Consider the following 17,047-nt stretch of genomic DNA (forward strand, 5'->3'; position numbering starts at 1 on the left):
GGGCGCCCACCCACCGGGGGGGGCCCCCCCGACGTGCTGTTTCCCGGGGATGTACGACGCCGGAACGCGCCTTGCGCCGTCCGGCACCCTTCGGCGGAGCGCCGGCGGGCGCGCGGCCCGCACCGCGCACGGCGCATAACACTGCCGTGCGCAGTGATCGCGCAGGGCCCGGCGCGGAACGGGACGGCTACTTGGCCACAGGCGCCGCGGGCATGCCGAACAGTCCGCCGGACTTCGAGGACTTGGGCTTGCGCACGTGCGTCCCCCAGGCATAGGCGAGCAGTGTCAGCCCCAGCTGCGCGGGGAAGGCGATCGCGGGCACGCCGCCGGAGATCAGGCAGATCAGGACCGGGAGCAGCGAGATCAGCGTCAGGTCCGGGCCCACCAGCAACGCCCGCACCGCCCCGGTGGGGATCGGGCCGGACGCCGTGGCGACGGCCGGCATGTTCCAGTCAGGTGCCGGGCGGAATGCCGCGCGCAGGGTGGCGGCGCCCAGCCCCGGCCCGGCGAGGACGGCCAGGACCAGCAGTGCCGGGGAACCAACTCCCAGCGCCAGCAGCAGCGCAAAGCACACAAGCGCCCAAACCGTCATGCCGATGGCCGGGATCGCGTAGTGCACCCGCCGCACAATCCGGGCCGGCAGGGGCATGAGCATGTCCACGGCCGGATTGCCGTTGGCAAAACGCGCGGTGGAGCCCAGCGACGTCGCGGCAAAGTGGGCGCAGAAATAAAGCACCACGGCAATCAGCACGGCGTTGCCCAGGAACTGCACCGCGGCCAGGCTGGCCGGAATCGCCGCGAGCACCAGCACGCGCAGCAGGGACATGGGGGAGCGCAGCGCCATGGTGGCGTGGGTGCTCAGCAGCGTCTTGACACTGCGGGAAAAGACCGTGCCGCTGTGGAAGACGAGGGGCAGCCTTACCATTGACGTCCCCGAGGAACGTCCGCCCCCCAAGGAACGCGAGAGTTCCGAGGCGTCCATGGACATCAGGGAACCGGCCACATAGGCCCCCGCGGCGGCGCCCTCCTTCAGCTTGGCGGTGGTGATCCGCTCCAGGTTCCAGTACACGGCACCCAGTAGGAACAAGGCGGCAGGCACCATGGCCAGCGGCCACAGGGCGCCGTCGGCCACCAGCAGCGGCCAGCTCGTGGGCAGGTATTCCAGCCACGCCGTCCGCGCGCCCGTGATGGCCCCTGTTCCCGCAGTGTTGTTGTAGAGGGCCGTGGCGACAAGGGTCAGCGGGGCCACCAGTGTCACGATTCCTGTCAGCACCTTCAACCAGGAGCCGGTGTTGGTGATCTGGCACCACGCGGCAATCCCGTACAGCAGCCACGCCAGGCCGATCCCACACAGCACCGCGAGGAATATCCGGCCGGGCGTGGGCGCCGACGCCATGCCGAGTGCCACCGGCACCACCACCACAACGGCCGCGGCCGCCGGCCAGATGAGGGACTTCAGGAAGCCGGGCTGGATGAAGCCGCGGCGCTTGACAGGCAACCCCAGCCACCAGGCGGTCTGCGGCAGGGTCATGGTGATGGGTCCCACGGTCATCTCGACGGCCAGCAGTGACGCCGCGAGAGTGAGCAGGACCGTGGCGCTGGCCTGGAGCAGGGTGACGGAGTGGAAGCCGGGAGCCACCACGGTGGCGGCGAGCGCTGACTCGTGTCCCACGCCGAGGCTGTTGCGCAGTCCCACGATGATGGCGCCGGCCATGGTGAGCAGGGTCAGCCCGCCCAGCACAAAGGTGTAGGCCTCGGAGACAAGCTCCATGACGCCGCCCTCGGTGCGGCTCAGGCCGGCACGAAAGGTGTACTGCCTGATTTCCCGGGCGCTGAAGCGGTCGCTGGTTTCCATGGCCACGGGACTAGTCAACGTGCGGGTTTTCGGAAGAGATCGCCACGGCGGCCTGACCCGGCGTCATGGCATGGATGGTTTCCGCAATGAAAAGGGCCTTGGTGGCCACCGTGGAGAGGAAGTCAGGGTCGTGGGTGACCACCAGCAGGGCCAGCCCGGCATCCACCTCGGCACGCAGGCGTTCGGCCAGCCGGTGCCGCATGCCGGTGTCCAGGCGCTGCTCCGGCTCGTCCAGCACCAGCAGGGAGCGCGGCCGCACAAAGGCCGAGGCCAGCAGCATGCGGCGGCGCTGGCCGGAGGAGAGATTGTAGGGCCGGGACTTGGCCAGCCTGCCCAGCCCGAAGAACTCCAGCTCCGCGGCAATCACGTCCTCGACGTCGTGCACACCGTGTCCGGCCGAAACTATCGCCAGATGCTCCTCCACGGTCAGGGCGGGGAAGAAGGCGTCGTCGTCGAACACCACCGCCACCTCGCGGCGGAATCCCAGGGTCCTGTCGTCGACCTCGTCGCCGTTGATCAGCGTGGTGCCGGAGACCGCCTCAAGCTGGCCCACCACCGTTTTCACGACGGTGGACTTGCCGGCGCCGTTGGGCCCCACCAGGGCCAGGGCTTGGCCGGAGTGGAGGCTGAAGCTGACCACGCCGCAGACTGCCTTGGTGCCGTAGCCGGCCTGCAGCTTTTCGGCACGGACCACGTCCTTGCGCCGTTCGGGACTTTTTGGGGAGGGTTTCTTAGGGTTGCTCATCAATTCGAAGTATAGGCTGGCCGTCCGGCCGTCAGCCCAACATTCAGCCTCAAGTTGAGGGTCAAGGCTCAAAATGGAAAGCCCGCAAATGTTCAAAACATGCCGCGCCCACCCGGTAACGTAGGGGGTGGCAGCGGCAGATATACAAGCGAATCAACACAGCGGCGAAAGTGTGGACTGACAGGTGAGCAACGAGCAGGGTGCAACGGCACTCGTGGGCGACGACGTTTTGGGACCCACCGGACGTCCCCTGACCGATTTCCCGGAGCCGCCGGTCCTCACCTCGCACGGCCCTGCCCGCGTCATCGCCATGGTGAACCAAAAGGGCGGGGTGGGCAAGACGACGTCGACCATCAACCTCGGCGCCGCCCTGGCCGAGGCCGGACGCCGGGTGCTGCTGGTGGACTTCGACCCCCAGGGCGCGCTGTCCGCGGGCCTCGGCACCAACCCGCATGAACTGGACATCACGGTCTACAACGTGTTGATGGACCGCAAGGTGGACATCCGCGACGCCATCCTGGCGACCGAGATAGAGAACGTCGACATCCTCCCGGCCAACATTGACCTCTCCGCCGCCGAGGTGCAGCTGGTCAATGAGGTGGCCCGCGAACAGGTCCTGGCCAGCGCGCTGCGCAAGGTTGAGGACGACTACGACGTGGTCCTGATCGACTGCCAGCCGTCCCTGGGACTGCTGACCGTCAACGCGCTCACGGCAGCCCATGGCGTGATCATCCCGCTGATCTGCGAATTCTTTGCCCTGCGCGCCGTGGCGCTGCTCGTGGAAACCATTGACAAGGTCACCGACCGGCTGAACCCGGGCCTGCAGGTGGACGGCGTCCTGGCCACCATGTACGACGCGCGGACCCTCCACGGGCGCGAAGTGCTGGCCCGCCTGGTGGAAGCCTTTGGCGACAAGGTCTTTGAAACGGTCATCAAGCGCACCATCAAGTTTGCAGACGCCTCGGTGGCGGCCGAGCCCATCACGTCGTTCGCGAGCAACCACCAGGGCGCCGACTCCTACCGCCGCCTGGCGAAAGAGCTGATCGCCCGTGGGGGGGCACCCTAAGCTGGCCAGCCACGAACTGGATCCCCGGGCAGGGGGCGCGGGGACTGCGGACGGCAGGGCTGCTGAAACATCGCGGGGCACGGCCCGGTTCGAGGTCCGGTTGGAGAATTTCACCGGCCCCTTTGACCTGCTCCTGGGCCTGATTTCCAAGCACGAGCTCGACATCACGGATGTGGCCATCGCCACCGTCACGGACGAGTTCATCGCCTACCTCCGGGCCCTGCAGGAGCTCGGCGGGGAGTGGGCGCTGGATGAGGCCAGCGAATTCCTGGTCCTCGCCGCCACCCTCCTGGACCTGAAGGCCGCCCGCCTGCTGCCGGCCGGCGAAGTGGAGAACGACGACGACCTGGCCCTTCTGGAGGCCCGTGACCTCCTGTTCGCGAGGCTTTTGCAGTACAAGGCGTTCAAGGAGGTGGCCTTCCTGCTGGGCGCGGAGCTGGACCGCGAGGCCCGGCGATATCCCCGCATGGTGGGCCTGGAGCCGCATTTTGCCGCGCTGCTGCCGGAGCTGGTCTGGCGCCACACGCCCGCGCAGTTCGCGGAGCTGGCCGCACGGGCCATGGAGGCGAAGGAGGCCGCCCCCACCGAAGTGGGGCTGGCGCACCTGCACATTGCCCCGGTCAGCGTCCGCGAACAGGCCGCAATCATCACGTCCCTGCTGACCGCCGGCATGCCGGATCCCGATGATCCGAAGGCCGACGGATGGACCGGGCGGCCCCTGTCCTTCCGCACCCTGAGTGCCGACGCCGGGAACAACCTGGTGGTGATCGCCCGGTTTCTGGCCCTGCTGGAGCTCTTTCGCGACGCGGTCATTTCCTTCGACCAGGCCAGTCCGCTGGGGGAGCTGCTGGTGCACTGGAGCGCCGGAGTCCGCCACACGCAGCTGACGGACAGCGACTTTGACGATGAGGACCACACCCGGTCAGACCATGGCCGGCAGGCGGCAGGAAAGGACGCGCCGTGAGCGATGAAGAGTTCCAGCCCGGGGCAGCGGCAGACGGCGACCTGGCCGCGGACCCGCACGCGGCGGAAGCCGCCGACGGCCCCGGCGGCGTCAGGGCGGCGCTTGAAGCCGTGCTGATGGTGGTGGACGAGCCCGTCCCGGAAGAGCGGCTGGCCGCCGTGGTGGGCCTGCCGACGGCCCGGGTGCGTGAGCTGCTGCACGAACTGGCCCGTGAGTACGACGGCTATACTAGGGACGGTGGCACCTTACCGGTGCGCGGCTTTGAACTGCGGCAACTTGCCGGGGGATGGCGTGTTTATTCACGGGCCGCATATTCCGGGATCGTGTCACAGTTTGTTGTGGACGGCCAAACGGCCAGGCTCACGCAGGCGGCCTTGGAGACCTTGGCGGTGATCGCTTACCGCCAGCCGGTCGCGCGGGCCCGTGTTTCCGCCATCCGTGGCGTGAACGTGGACTCGGTGGTGAGGACGCTGGCGCAGCGCGGCCTGATTGAGGAAGTGGGCACCGATCCGGTGTCAGGGGCATTCCTGTACCGCACCACAGCGTACTTTTTGGAACGGCTGGGGATTGGGAGCGTGGAAGAGTTGCCGCAAATTGCACAGCACCTGCCTGGCCTGGAAAATCTTCACGACTTTGATGACGCCAGCCTCTAGACCCGCCCCTGTCAAGCACGGCCCGTTCACTGACGGCCTGCCCATGCACCGCCCCTGAGCCGCTCAGGGCCACACGTACAGCAACGCAACTCAAGAAGCATTAAGGACATACCAATGACACCGTCGCCCCGTTCCGGGAGCTCGTCCGGGCAGAACCAGCCGCGAGGCGGAAATCCGCGCTCCGGCGGACCGCGCTCCGGCGCGCCCAAATCGGCCGGAGCCAAGTCCGGCGCGCCCAAATCGGCCGGTGCCAAGTCCGGCGCGCCCAAGGCCGGCGGCAAGTTCGGCGGCCCCAAGGGCGGCGGCTACAAAGGTGCCGGCGCGCCCAAGGCCGGCGGCAAGTTCGGCGGCCCCAAGGGCGGGGCCACCTCCGGCGCCGGCAAGTTCGGCGCCAGGGCCGCGGCCCGCGCCGGTTCCGGCACCCGCAAGCCGTCCCAGACGGGGGCCCGCCCGTTCAGGAACGACCAATACGGGCGCAACCTGGGACCGGTCAAGAACCGCCCCACAGAGCAGAACCGCCGCCCGGAGCGCACCACCGACGACGTCGACATCCACAACGCGGACGGCGTGCGCCTCCAGAAGGTCATGGCCATGGCCGGCGTGGCCTCCCGCCGCCTGTGCGAGGACATGATCCTCGAGGGCCGCGTGCAGGTCGACGGCGTCACCGTCACCCAGCTGGGCCTGCGCGTGGACCCGGAAACGGCCGACATCGCCGTGGACGGCATGACCATCCAAACCAACGAATCCATGATCTACATGGTTTTCAACAAGCCCAAGGGCGTTGTGTCCACCATGGACGACCCCGAAGGCCGCCCCTGCGTCAGCGACTTCCTGAAGAAGCGCCAGACCCGTGAACGGCTCTTCCACGTGGGCCGCCTTGACACGAACACCGAGGGCCTGCTGCTCCTGACCAACGACGGCGAGCTCTCCAACCGCCTCAGCCACCCCAAGTACGGGGTGCAGAAGACGTACCTGGTCCAGGTCCGCGGGCCGATGGCGCACGGCGTCGGCGCCCAGCTGAAGGACGGCGTCGAGCTGGAGGACGGCTGGGCGAAGGTCGACTCCTTCCGCCTGGTTGACTCCACTCCGGGCCACGTGCTGGCCGAGGTGGTGCTGCACTCCGGGAAGAACCGCATTGTGCGCCGCATGTTTGACGCCGTCGGCTACCCCGTGGAGCGCCTGGTCCGCGTCAAGTTCGGGCCCATCGCCCTGGGCGACCAGCGCCAGGGCAGCATCCGCATCCTGGGCCGCCACGAGGTGGGCCACCTGCTCGCAGAAGTGGGGATGTAGGCCGGGGATGAATCCGACGCATTTGACGGGCCCCATCCTGGTCCTGGGCAGCGGGCTGCTCGGGGCCAGCATCGGGCTGGGCCTGCGCGCCCACGGCATCGACGTGGTCGTCTCCGACCCGTCGCCGTCGGCGCAGGCCGTGGCCGTGGACATCGGCGCCGGCCGCGCCCTTGACGCGGCGCAGGACCTGAGCCCCGAGCTGGTGGTCGTGGCGGCACCGCCCGACGTCACCGCGTCCGTGGTGGCCGGCGCCCTCCAAAGGTATCCCTCCGCCGTCGTGGTTGACATCGCCAGCGTCAAGGTGGCCGTGGCCACGGAACTGGCGGAAATATTGGGCCCCGACCGCCAGGGCATGCTGGAGCGCTACGTGGGGACCCACCCCATGGCCGGGCGTGAGAAGTCCGGGCCGGTGGCCGCGCTCGGCGAGCTGTTCAACTCCATGCCCTGGGTGCTGTGCCCGTCCGACGTCAGCTCCAAGCATGCGGTGAAGGTGGCGCACGCCCTCGCGATCGACCTCAACGCCGTGGTGTTCCGCTTCACCCCCGACGAGCACGACGCCGCCGTGGCCCTGGTCAGCCACCTGCCGCAGGTCATGAGCTCGCTGGTGGCCAGCCGGCTGCAGGAAACGCCGCCGCACGCACTTTCGCTGGCCGGCAACGGCCTGCGCGACGTGACCCGGATCGCCGCGAGCGACCCCGCCCTGTGGGTGCAGATCCTCGGCGCCAACGCGCCCAAGCTGCTGGAGATCATGCAGGACGTCCGGGCGGACCTGGACCGGCTGATCAACACGCTGCGCGCGCCGACCGCGCCGGGCGCGAGGCTGGACCTCGCCCAGCTGATGGCGGAGGGGAACGCCGGGCAGACCCGCATCCCCGGCAAGCACGGCGGGCCGGCGCAGCAGTACACCTGGCTCACAGTGCTGGTCGACGACAAGCCCGGGCAGATCGCCAGGCTGCTGACGGAGATTGGCCACATCGGCGTCAACGTGGAAGACCTGCGCATGGACCATTCGGCCGGGCTGCAGGTGGGCATGGTGGAGATTTCGGTGCTGCCGTCCAAGCGCGCACGCTTGGTGGAGGACCTGACGGAGCGTGGATGGAAGGTAATTCTGTGACGGACATGTTTGTTACTTTTCCCGAACCGGTGATCCCGGAGCGGATCCGCCTGGGCAAGCCCCTGGTGGTGGCCGTGGACGGACCGTCCGGCTCCGGCAAGTCCAGCGTCAGCAAGGCGGTGGCGCGCCGGCTGGGCCTGGCCTTCCTGGACACCGGGGCGATGTACCGGGCGGTGACCTGGCACTGCCTGAACGGGCGGATCAACCTGGAGAACGCCGCGGCCGTGGAGGCCGCCGCCCGCACCCTCGACATTGAGCAGAACCTGACGCCGGACGGCGAGTTCGTCCGGGTGAACGGCATCAACGTCACGGAGGCCATCCGCCGGCCGGAAATCTCCCAGGCCGTCAGCGCCGTCGCGACCAACCTGGGCGCCCGCCGCGAACTGGTCCGCCGCCAGCAGGAGATCATCGACAAGTGCCACAGCCGCATCGTGGTCGAGGGCCGCGACATCACCACCGTCGTGGCGCCGCTGGCCGAGGCGCGCCTGATCCTCACCGCCAGCGAGGACGCGCGGATGCGCCGCCGCGGACTCCAGCTCGGCAGCACCCAGACACGGGCGCAGCTGCACGAACAGGTGGTGGGACGCGACGCGAAGGATGCCACCGTGGTCGACTTCCAGCGCGCCGCCGACGGCGTGTACACCGTGGACTCCTCCGACCTCGATTTTGCCGAAACCGTGGACGCCGTGGTCAACGTCGTGCGCCTCTCGGTGAACGAGGGCCCGGCAGCATGAAAGCGGTTGATGCGGACGGGGGCAGGCCGCTGCGGAGCGTGGCGGCCGCCCCTCCACGGTGGAAGACGTGGTGGAGCAGGCCGGTGGGGCGGGTGCTGGACCACGTGGTCTACCGCACCTCCGTGGCCGGGCGGGAAAACATCCCCGCCGACGGCCCCGTCATCTTTGCCGCCAACCACCTGAGCTTCCTGGACGGACCGGTCATGGTGGGCGCCGCCAGCCGGTACATGCACGTGATTGTCGCCCACGAAATGTTCAAGGGCTTCCTGGGCTGGGTCCTGGCCGCCTCCGGGCAGATCCCCGTGGACCGGGCGGGGGACCGCCGGGCGCTGCAGCTTGCCAAGGAGGTGCTGGACCGCGGCGGCTGCGTGGGTATCCTGCCCGAGGGCACCCGGGGGACCGGGGACGCCGCCCACGTCAACGGCGGGGTGGCGTGGCTGGCACTCAACTCGGGTGCCGCCGTCGTGCCTGTCGCCATCCTCGGCACCAGGGTGGGCCGCGAGCCGCGCAACACAATTCCCAGGCCGCGCCGCCATCTGCACGTGGTGTTTGGGGAGCCCCTGTCGATTGTGCGCGAGTCCGGGGTTTCCGGCCGTGTTTCAATGGACAGGGCAACCGAAAAGATCCAGCTCCGGCTGGCCGGGCACATACATGCCGCCAAGGCCGCCACGGGGCAGGATTTGCCTGCGGATGACCACCCACCTTCAAAGCACAAAGGACACCAACCATGAGCGACTCCACGTCCGCCACGCACCCCGGCGAGGGTGATCTTGGCCACCAGGACTACGTGCCCACGGGTGACGACCATGTTGCCGAGAGGCTGGCGGAAATCTCCGACGAGGACGCGGAGGCACGCGCCGCGGGACTGCTGGCCGGCCTGGCCAGCTACGAACTTGACGATGAGGACGCCGCCCTGCTGGCCGGCGGGTTCGACGACGGCACCTCCGAGGACGCCCTGCGCCAGAACCCCGTCCTGGCCATCGTGGGGCGCCCGAACGTGGGCAAGTCGACCCTCGTCAACCGCATCCTGGGCCGCCGCGAAGCCGTCGTGGAGGACACTCCCGGCGTGACCCGCGACCGCGTCCAGTACACGGCCCACTGGAACGGGCGCGACTTCACGCTGGTGGACACCGGCGGCTGGGAGCGGGACGCCCGCGGCATCCACCTGCGCGTGGCCGAGCAGGCCGAAATTGCCGTGGAGATGGCCGACGCCGTGCTGCTGGTGGTGGACGCCATGGTGGGCATCACCGCCTCCGACGAGGCCATTGTGCGCATGCTCCGCCGCATCAAAAAGCCCGTCATCCTGGTCGGCAACAAGGTGGACGACCTGGTCCAAGAGGCCGAGGCCGCCACACTGTGGGGCCTGGGACTGGGCGAGCCGTACCCCGTTTCCGCCGTCCACGGCCGCGGCGTGGCCGACATGCTGGACAAGGTGATGGACGTGCTCCCGGAATTCTCCGCCGTCGCCGGCGTGGAGCGCACGGGCGGCCCGCGCCGGATCGCGCTGATCGGGCGCCCCAACGTGGGCAAGTCCTCGCTGCTGAACAAGCTGGCCGGCACCGACCGCGTGGTGGTGGACAATGTTGCCGGGACCACGCGCGACCCCGTTGACGAGCTCATCGAGCTGGGCGGGCGGACCTGGCGGTTTGTTGACACGGCCGGCATCCGCCGCCGCCAGCACATGGCCCAGGGTGCCGACTTCTACGCCTCCCTGCGCACCCAGACGGCGTTGGAGAAGGCCGAAGTGGCCGTGGTGCTCCTGGCGGTGGACGAGATCCTCAGCGAGCAGGACGTGCGCATCCTGCAGCTCGCGATTGAATCCGGCCGCGCCCTGGTGCTGGCCTTCAACAAGTGGGACCTGCTGGACGACGAGCGCCGCAAGTACCTGGAACGCGAAATCGAGCAGGACCTGGCCCACGTGTACTGGGCGCCGCGGGTGAACATTTCCGCCAAGACCGGTTGGCACAAGGACAGGCTGGTGCCGGCCCTGGACCTGGCCCTGGAAAACTGGGACCGCCGCATCCCCACCGGACGCCTGAACGCGTTCCTGGGCGAGCTGGTCTCCGAGCACCCCCACCCCGTCCGCGGCGGGAAGCAGCCACGGATCCTTTTCGGCACGCAGGCCTCCAGCCGCCCGCCGAAATTCGTGCTGTTCACCACCGGCTTCCTGGACCCGGGGTACCGCCGCTTCATCACCCGGCGCCTGCGCGAGACGTTCGGCTTCGAGGGCACGCCCATCGAGGTCAGCATGCGCGTGCGTGAAAAGCGCAGCCGCAAGAAAAAATAGGACTGTCGTGGGGCCCGTCCCCGGTGGTTGAGCTTGTCGCCGGTGGTTGAGCCTGTCGCCGGTGGTTGAGCTTGTCGCCGGTGGTTGAGCTTGTCGAAACCCGGTGGTGGGGCCTGTCGAAACCCGGTGGTTGGGCCTGTCCCCGGTGGTTGATCTTGTCGAAACCCGGTGGCCGCGGTTGAGATCCCCGTCACGGCGGGAATGGTCACCCCGGCCGTTTTTATGGGGTAAGCTTTTTCAGGTGGTTCGGCCGCGGGAGATGGCTCCTGGAGGCGGAACTTTCGGGCTGTAGCGCAGCTTGGTAGCGCACTTGACTGGGGGTCAAGGGGTCGCAGGTTCAAATCCTGTCAGCCCGACCAACAAAGGCCGGAATTCCGCAGAAATGCGGGGTTCCGGCCTTTAGTCGTTTCTGGGCTAATTCGCTATTGGGGACATTCTGGGGACATGCAAAACGGTTGCTTTGTTCCTGAGCGCTTCCGCCCTGGCGGCTTCCAGCGCGTTGGACACCTCGTCCAGCCTGTCCGGCCATAGGTGCCCGTAGGTGTTGAGCGTTTCCGTGGCGTCCTTGTGGCCGAGCATCTGCTGCACGACCTTGACGTCCGCGCCGGCGGCTATGGCGGCGCTTGCTGCCTTGTGGCGTAGCTTGTGCGGTGTGATGCCCAGTGCGTCGAGGTCCGCGTCTTTGGCTGCAATGTTGAACTCGCGGGTACGCCAGTTGCCGTCGTCCATGGGCCCGCCCCGAGCTGCTTGGAACACGTAGGCGGCCGGCGGCTGGCCGGCGGTGACCTTTACCAGCTCGTCCACCAAGAACCGCGGCAGCGGCATGCTGCGCCGCTCGTGAGTTTTCGGGGTACCAAGTACCCGCTTGCCGGCCTTGTCGACGGTTCATGTTTGCAGGATCTGGGCGCGGGCCTGAACAAGTTCAGGTCCCCGACTGTGAGGGCTAGGGCTTCATCGATGCGCAGCCCTGTGTACGCCAAGAACTGGAACAGGGCCCGGTCCATTTCGGCGTCGGTGACGCCGTGCGCGGCCGTGGCCAGGTCGTCTACCTGCTCGTGGCTGAGGTACACGTGGTCGGCGGGTATGACGCGCGGCAGCTTGACGCCGGCGGCCGGGTTGCGGCCTATGCGGTCCGTCTCCACTGCCCAGCCCATGACGGCTGAGAACACGGTGTGCAGGTGGTCCACTGACGCCGGCGTGAGCGGCCTGCGCATGGTGCCGGCCCGGTGATACTGCGCCGGCTCTGTTCCGCGGATCTTGTATCGGGCAGGGGCGGTGCTGGCGGATAGGTGCGCTATCCAGCCGGCGACCTGGGCTTTGGTAATCGTCCCAATCTTGACGCTCTCCCATTTCGGCAGGACGTAGGAGCGCAGCTCCCGCTCGTATCGGCGGTAGGTTGCCGGCTTTATGTTCAGCCGGGTTGCCAGCCATTCGGCCGCGACGACGGCGACGAGTGTTTCGGCGTTCTCCGGCGGCCGATACGTGCGGGCACGCAGGTCGTTTTCAATCTTGGTTACGAACTGTTCCGCGTCTCCCTTGCGGCCGAACTGCTGGGACCGCCGGCGTTTGGTCCGGCCCTGTGCGTCCGGGACTATCGCTTCCCACCAATAGGCGCGCCAGCGCTTGCCCACGCCGTGCTTGGCTGTCTGCTGCTTGTCCGCGGTCAGCCACTCGTACTCAATCCACGCGCGCGCCACGGCTCCCGCTCTCACTGGTGGCGGTCGTCGGCGTACTCATGGCTGTGGCTCGCATTGCGTCTGTGCTGACTAACCATCCGTCCGGCGTGTCGCCAATGATGCGCGCCGCCTGTGCCGCGGCGTCCCCGACCGGCTTGCCGACCACGGGTTCCCTGTTGTCGTTGGTGACGGCTTCCAGTGCGTGCTACTGCGTTTGTGTTGTCCATTCTACCGCCTGCAGCTGGGACTCAACGGCCCCGAGAGTCCGCGCGTAAGCTGCCGGGTCTTTCGACGCGTATGCCCGGTTATCCCCTATGCGCTGCGGGAGTTCTTCCCGGGCGGCTTCCATCCGTCCCCAGTTGTCACGCAAGTTCGCAATCGTGCGCCGCGCGGAAGCGTAAGCGTGATCGGCAGCCGTCTGCACCTGCTGCGCGAAAACGCGACGGCCGGCCAGTACCTGATGGGCTCGCCCGGCGGCGACACGTCCCAGATGCTCTGGACCATACCCCGAGTCATCACCAACGCGGTGAGCGCCGGAACAGGCATCCTTGCCAACTGGGACATGGCCGAGGTCGTGGTCCACGACGACGGCGTCGACCTCCGTGTTGACGCCGGCGGCGAACTCTTCGACAAGAACCAGCTCAAGATGCGCGTCGAGGGCCGCTTCGGGCTCGCCGTCCAGCAGCCGACCGCGTTCGTCAAGGTCGCACTGGCCGGGGCATAAGCCCCATGCGTCAGCCTCACCCGCACCGTCACCAATTCCAGCGGGACGGGATGGATGGACGGCGGAGCCACTCATAGGCGCAAACGCTGACGAGCGCACACAGAAGCCCCCCGGGCACCAAGGGTTCTCCCACCGTAGGAGGGCCCTTGGTCGTCTCTGGGAATCAACTACGTCCCAAGCAGAAACACAGACTAGAAAAGCCCGTCCATCTTTCGATGGACGGGCTTCTCGTTCAGCTGCCTAGCGCAGGCGTATCCAGCGATTGCCTTGGCTGTCGTAAGCAACACGGTAAGGCTTTGTCCTTGGCAGATCAGCTATTACGAGAACAACTTCGCCGTCGTACGGACTGGCAGGGAGACAGCGTGGGTTGATCACTTCGACCCCTTGCCCTTCTGTGCCAAGACGCTTCCGGCAAGGCTCTTGGCCGCGCTGCTGCTACGCTTATTGGCCAAGACCCGGCTTGCCAGTGATGCAGTCTTCGATGATGACTGCTTGGAGTTCTTGCTCATAATGCCTACATCCAATCTGTTGGTAACGATCAGACGCGAGACAGCTACAAGTAGCCACACCATGCGTGCGGAGGTCTATGTAGGAAAATTGACACCGACACACACACGTGGATAGTCTTTGAACACAAATTGATCGTGGAAGATAAAATTTGTAATCCAATTAAGAGACGGCCAACCCATCTGGGGCTGGCTGTCTCTTTGACGTCGTCACATCTAACTCCCAGTATACAGTGAGCGCGACGCCTGTGCACTGGGAGAAGGGTGTCGAATTACAAGTATGTCATTTACCACCGTGTCGTCCACAGGCAATCGAACCTTCGTGTGTTAGAAACCGGTAGTTCTGCCCCCGCTATCCACAGCCTGTGGATTACTTGCACACAAAAAAACGGCGGCGTGTCGGCTCCGCTCGGCGTGTCGACCTAGCGGGTGCGGTGTTCAATGAGCGCCACATCCCTGTTTGCACGCAGATTATCAAAATCATTGGATTCGCCCAGCTGGAACGCAACGAGTCCCGCGTCAATTCGACGAACTGCGGACCGGCACGGACCGGGCGGGGGTGAATCTCGGCCACCGTCCGATTCGTGCCGGTAGGGGCGTCGCAATCACTGCCACCGGGGCCGGAATACCCGAGTGGCCGGAAGTGGCCTTCCCCCCTGCGCCTTGAGGGGGTCGCGTGTACGCACGTGCGCGACGGACAACTAGCAATAAAACGTAGACACTGGCCTGGATACGGCCGACGACTATCTCCTCTCAAGATGCCAGAGGGCCGCTGACGCGGTACAAGTGAGTTAGCGTGGGGAGGTGTCGCCCGGTGACAGCTTCTCTTGGGACATTTCCCCCGTTGTCAGCTGTACGGATACGGCGTGCCGGCTGCGTTGTTTCACTGGGGCCGTCAGGTACGTCATGCGGACCGACGCGTGGTCCTGCATTGTTTGCAGCGTCGCCGTTGGGTCATTCTCCGGTGGCGGGTCAATGTTGACCCTGATCTGTACAGCTTGGCCCGGCTCAATCCGAGAGAATGTTTGTATGCCGTCCCCCATGGCAATAATGGCGCAGCCGGTGCCCTTGGCCTGGGCGTGGATAGCAGCAGCGTCCCCTACATTAGTTAGCGTGACCGTGAAGGCGCCTGGCGCGCCTATAGTGTTGCGCTCCGGCAGCCACTCCACTTGGGGCCTGTCCTGGTGGTATCGCCAAATGACCCAGCCGCCTGTGCCTGCTGCTGCTGCAGCGAGTCCTGTTGTGATGATCCACCCTGTGAAGTTCTGCCACCATTGCATGCTGTGACTGTAAGCCGGTCAACGGCAAGCGCACCAGTGGTGGCAGGGCCGGTCGGACAGGGTTTGAGGGCTGGCGGATGTTCCTTTAGGGACATTTTGGGGACATGCCGACAGAATGGGCCGATATTTGGGCGCACCCTGAGGCTCAGGAAATGTTCTATTTAGCCGCGTGGTTCCGGCGTTTTTTGGCTCTATCGTATCTACGGCCATGTGCCGATATTTGGGCTTTTTGCGCCAAGGGGTCGCAGGTTCAAATCCTGTCAGCCCGACCGAAAACGTGAGGCAGTGTCCAGCTGGACACTGCCTCACGGTGTTTAAGGACCCGGTGGGCTCAGCTTCGGACCCGCCCGGCCTCCCCGGCCAGCTGGCCGGCGTCCAGGGCGAACAGGTCGCGGGAGCCGGCCGTGGCGGCACCCAACAGGCTGGCGCACTGCGGGAGCAGCTGCTCCGCGTGGAAACGTGCCAGCACCAGCTGGCTCTCGGCCAGCACCGGGTCGCCGGTGGCGGCCGCCGCCAGCGCCGCGCGCGCGAGCATCCACGCCCCGGCACAGAGCCCCCACATGCGCAGGTAGGGCGTCGAGCCGGAAAGGGCGGCGTCGGGATCGTCCCGCCCCGCGGCCAGCATCCAGCAGGTGGCCTCCTCAAGGGCGTCGAACTGCCGCCTGAGTTCCTTGCGGATGGTCTCGAAGTCCATGCCCGCGTTGCCCAGCTCGTCCTCGATTTCGCGCATGGCGGCCAGGAACTCCAGCATCGAGTCGCCGTCGCGCACGCCGAGCTTCCTGCCAACCAGGTCGGCGGCCTGGATGCCGTTGGTGCCCTCGTAGATGGCGGCGATGCGGATGTCGCGCAGGTGCTGGGCCGCCCCGGTTTCCTCGATGAAGCCCATGCCGCCGTGGATCTGCAGGGCCAGCGACGTCAGCTCGTTGCCGAGGTCGGTGCCGAAGGACTTGCAGATGGGCGTCAGGATTCCCACGATCTCGTCGGCGCGGGCCCGCGCCGCCGGATCAGGGTCGTTCGTGCTGCGGTCAACATAGGTGGCGTCGAGCAGCATGAGGTAGCGGAGGGCCGCAATGTGGGCCCGCTGGGTCATCAGCATCCGGCGCACATCCGGGAAGTCGATGATCGCTGAGCTGCCCCCCGCGGCACCGGTGGCGAGCCCCTGCCGGCGCTCCTGCGCGTACGCCAGCGACTGCTGGTAGGCGCGTTCGGCGACGGCCAGGCCCTGGACGCCGACGCCGAGCCGGGCGCTGTTCATCATGATGAACATGATGCGCATGCCGCGGCTCTCCTCGCCAATGAGGTATCCGGTGGCCCCTTCGTAGGACAGCACGCAGGTGGGGGAGGCATGGATGCCCAATTTGTGTTCCAGCGAGACCGTCTCGACCGTGTTACGCGCGCCCAGGGAGCCGTCGTCGTTGACAAGGTACTTGGGAACAATGAAGCAGGAGATGCCGCGGGTGCCATCGGCGGCGCCAGGCGTGCGGGCCAGCACCAGGTGGACAATTTGCTCCGCCATGTCGTGGTCGCCGTAGGTGATGAAGATTTTTTGGCCCGTGATGGAGTAGCTGCCGTCGTCCCGCCGCACGGCCCGGGTGGTCAGGGCCCCGACGTCCGATCCGGCCTGGGGCTCGGTGAGGTTCATGGTGCCGGTCCATTCTCCGGTCACCATCCTGGGCAGGTAGCGTTCCTTCAGCGTGTCCTCGCCGTAGTGCAGGATCGCTTCGATGGCTCCCTGGGTGAGGAGCGGGCACAGCGAGAATGCCATGTTGGCGCTGGTCATGAGTTCCTGGATCACCACGCCCACCGTCCGGGGGAATCCACCCCCGCCGTATTCCTCCGGCAGCGGTACGGAGCCCCACCCGGCCTCGACGTATTGGTGATATGCCTCCTTGAACCCGTCGGGCGTCACCACCGTGCCGTCAGGCTGGAGGCGGGATCCTTGGACATCGCCCTGGCGGTTGATGGGTGCCACGGCGGCGGCCATGAAGTCGCCGCACTGCTCAAGAAGCTCGACGACGGTGTCGAGGTCCGCGTGTTCGAAACCGGGCAGCTTGGCGATTTCCGGGTAGCCGACAACATGCTCAAGGGCGAAGGCAAGGTCGGCGAGGGGAGGCTGGTAGTGGTCCATGATCGCCAGCGTACCCCGGTGCGCC

General features: G+C 67.0%; 14 protein-coding genes and 1 tRNA gene. 10 read left to right on the forward strand and 5 right to left on the reverse strand.

The window, feature by feature from the left end:
* Positions 1–187: 187 nt before the first annotated feature.
* Positions 188–1,855: a DUF6297 family protein gene (locus G6034_RS10565; RefSeq protein WP_246295661.1), complete on the reverse strand. Its 1,668-nt coding sequence runs from the start codon at positions 1,853–1,855 to the stop codon at positions 188–190.
* 10 nt (positions 1,856–1,865) lie between these two features.
* The gene (locus G6034_RS10570; RefSeq protein WP_176635081.1) at positions 1,866–2,600 is read right to left on the reverse strand and encodes an ABC transporter ATP-binding protein; all 735 of its coding nucleotides are present in this window, start codon (positions 2,598–2,600) and stop codon (positions 1,866–1,868) included.
* 184 nt (positions 2,601–2,784) lie between these two features.
* Between G6034_RS10570 and G6034_RS10575 the strand changes: the two genes are divergently transcribed.
* From G6034_RS10575 to G6034_RS10615, 9 genes are all read left to right on the forward strand, one after another.
* Positions 2,785–3,666: an AAA family ATPase gene (locus G6034_RS10575; RefSeq protein WP_176635082.1), complete on the forward strand. Its 882-nt coding sequence runs from the start codon at positions 2,785–2,787 to the stop codon at positions 3,664–3,666.
* Positions 3,650–4,630 (forward strand): segregation and condensation protein A, encoded by a 981-nt coding sequence (locus tag G6034_RS10580; protein ID WP_425485508.1) that lies wholly within the window; start codon positions 3,650–3,652, stop codon positions 4,628–4,630. The genes G6034_RS10575 and G6034_RS10580 overlap by 17 nt, the downstream gene beginning before the upstream one ends.
* Positions 4,627–5,283, forward strand: coding sequence for an SMC-Scp complex subunit ScpB (scpB, locus tag G6034_RS10585; protein ID WP_176635083.1), 657 nt, complete (start codon positions 4,627–4,629; stop codon positions 5,281–5,283). Before G6034_RS10580 ends, scpB begins: the two co-directional genes overlap by 4 nt.
* Before the next feature lie 114 nt (positions 5,284–5,397).
* Positions 5,398–6,573: a pseudouridine synthase gene (locus G6034_RS10590; protein ID WP_176635084.1), complete on the forward strand. Its 1,176-nt coding sequence runs from the start codon at positions 5,398–5,400 to the stop codon at positions 6,571–6,573.
* Positions 6,574–6,580: 7 nt separating this feature from the next.
* The gene (locus G6034_RS10595; RefSeq protein ID WP_176635085.1) at positions 6,581–7,687 is read left to right on the forward strand and encodes a prephenate dehydrogenase; all 1,107 of its coding nucleotides are present in this window, start codon (positions 6,581–6,583) and stop codon (positions 7,685–7,687) included.
* A 5-nt stretch (positions 7,688–7,692) separates the two neighbouring features.
* The gene (gene cmk, locus G6034_RS10600; protein ID WP_176635086.1) at positions 7,693–8,421 is read left to right on the forward strand and encodes a (d)CMP kinase; all 729 of its coding nucleotides are present in this window, start codon (positions 7,693–7,695) and stop codon (positions 8,419–8,421) included.
* Positions 8,418–9,152 (forward strand): lysophospholipid acyltransferase family protein, encoded by a 735-nt coding sequence (locus tag G6034_RS10605; RefSeq protein ID WP_176635087.1) that lies wholly within the window; start codon positions 8,418–8,420, stop codon positions 9,150–9,152. Before cmk ends, G6034_RS10605 begins: the two co-directional genes overlap by 4 nt.
* The gene (gene der, locus G6034_RS10610; RefSeq protein ID WP_176635088.1) at positions 9,149–10,708 is read left to right on the forward strand and encodes a ribosome biogenesis GTPase Der; all 1,560 of its coding nucleotides are present in this window, start codon (positions 9,149–9,151) and stop codon (positions 10,706–10,708) included. Before G6034_RS10605 ends, der begins: the two co-directional genes overlap by 4 nt.
* Before the next feature lie 282 nt (positions 10,709–10,990).
* Positions 10,991–11,067, forward strand: a tRNA-Pro gene (locus G6034_RS10615).
* Positions 11,068–11,122: 55 nt separating this feature from the next.
* Here the strand turns inward: G6034_RS10615 and G6034_RS20120 are convergent.
* Together G6034_RS20120 and G6034_RS20125 are read right to left on the reverse strand one after the other, a co-directional pair.
* Positions 11,123–11,512: a tyrosine-type recombinase/integrase gene (locus tag G6034_RS20120; protein ID WP_343038012.1), complete on the reverse strand. Its 390-nt coding sequence runs from the start codon at positions 11,510–11,512 to the stop codon at positions 11,123–11,125.
* On the reverse strand, positions 11,497–12,420 hold the full coding sequence (locus G6034_RS20125; RefSeq protein ID WP_218063811.1) for a tyrosine-type recombinase/integrase: 924 nt from the start codon (positions 12,418–12,420) through the stop codon (positions 11,497–11,499). The genes G6034_RS20120 and G6034_RS20125 overlap by 16 nt, the downstream gene beginning before the upstream one ends.
* Positions 12,421–12,787: 367 nt before the next feature.
* Here G6034_RS20125 and G6034_RS20300 point away from each other — a divergent pair, with 367 nt between their 5' ends.
* Positions 12,788–13,108, forward strand: a complete 321-nt coding sequence (locus G6034_RS20300; protein WP_176635091.1) for a phage major capsid protein — start codon at positions 12,788–12,790, stop codon at positions 13,106–13,108.
* A 2,117-nt stretch (positions 13,109–15,225) separates the two neighbouring features.
* On the opposite strand, the gene G6034_RS10635 is transcribed toward G6034_RS20300, so the two are convergent.
* Positions 15,226–17,022, reverse strand: a complete 1,797-nt coding sequence (locus G6034_RS10635) for an acyl-CoA dehydrogenase (RefSeq protein WP_176635092.1) — start codon at positions 17,020–17,022, stop codon at positions 15,226–15,228.
* Between the last annotated feature and the right edge of the window lie 25 nt (positions 17,023–17,047).

The sequence above is a fragment of the Arthrobacter wenxiniae genome (genome assembly GCF_013376105.1).
Lineage (GTDB): Bacteria > Actinomycetota > Actinomycetes > Actinomycetales > Micrococcaceae > Specibacter > Specibacter wenxiniae.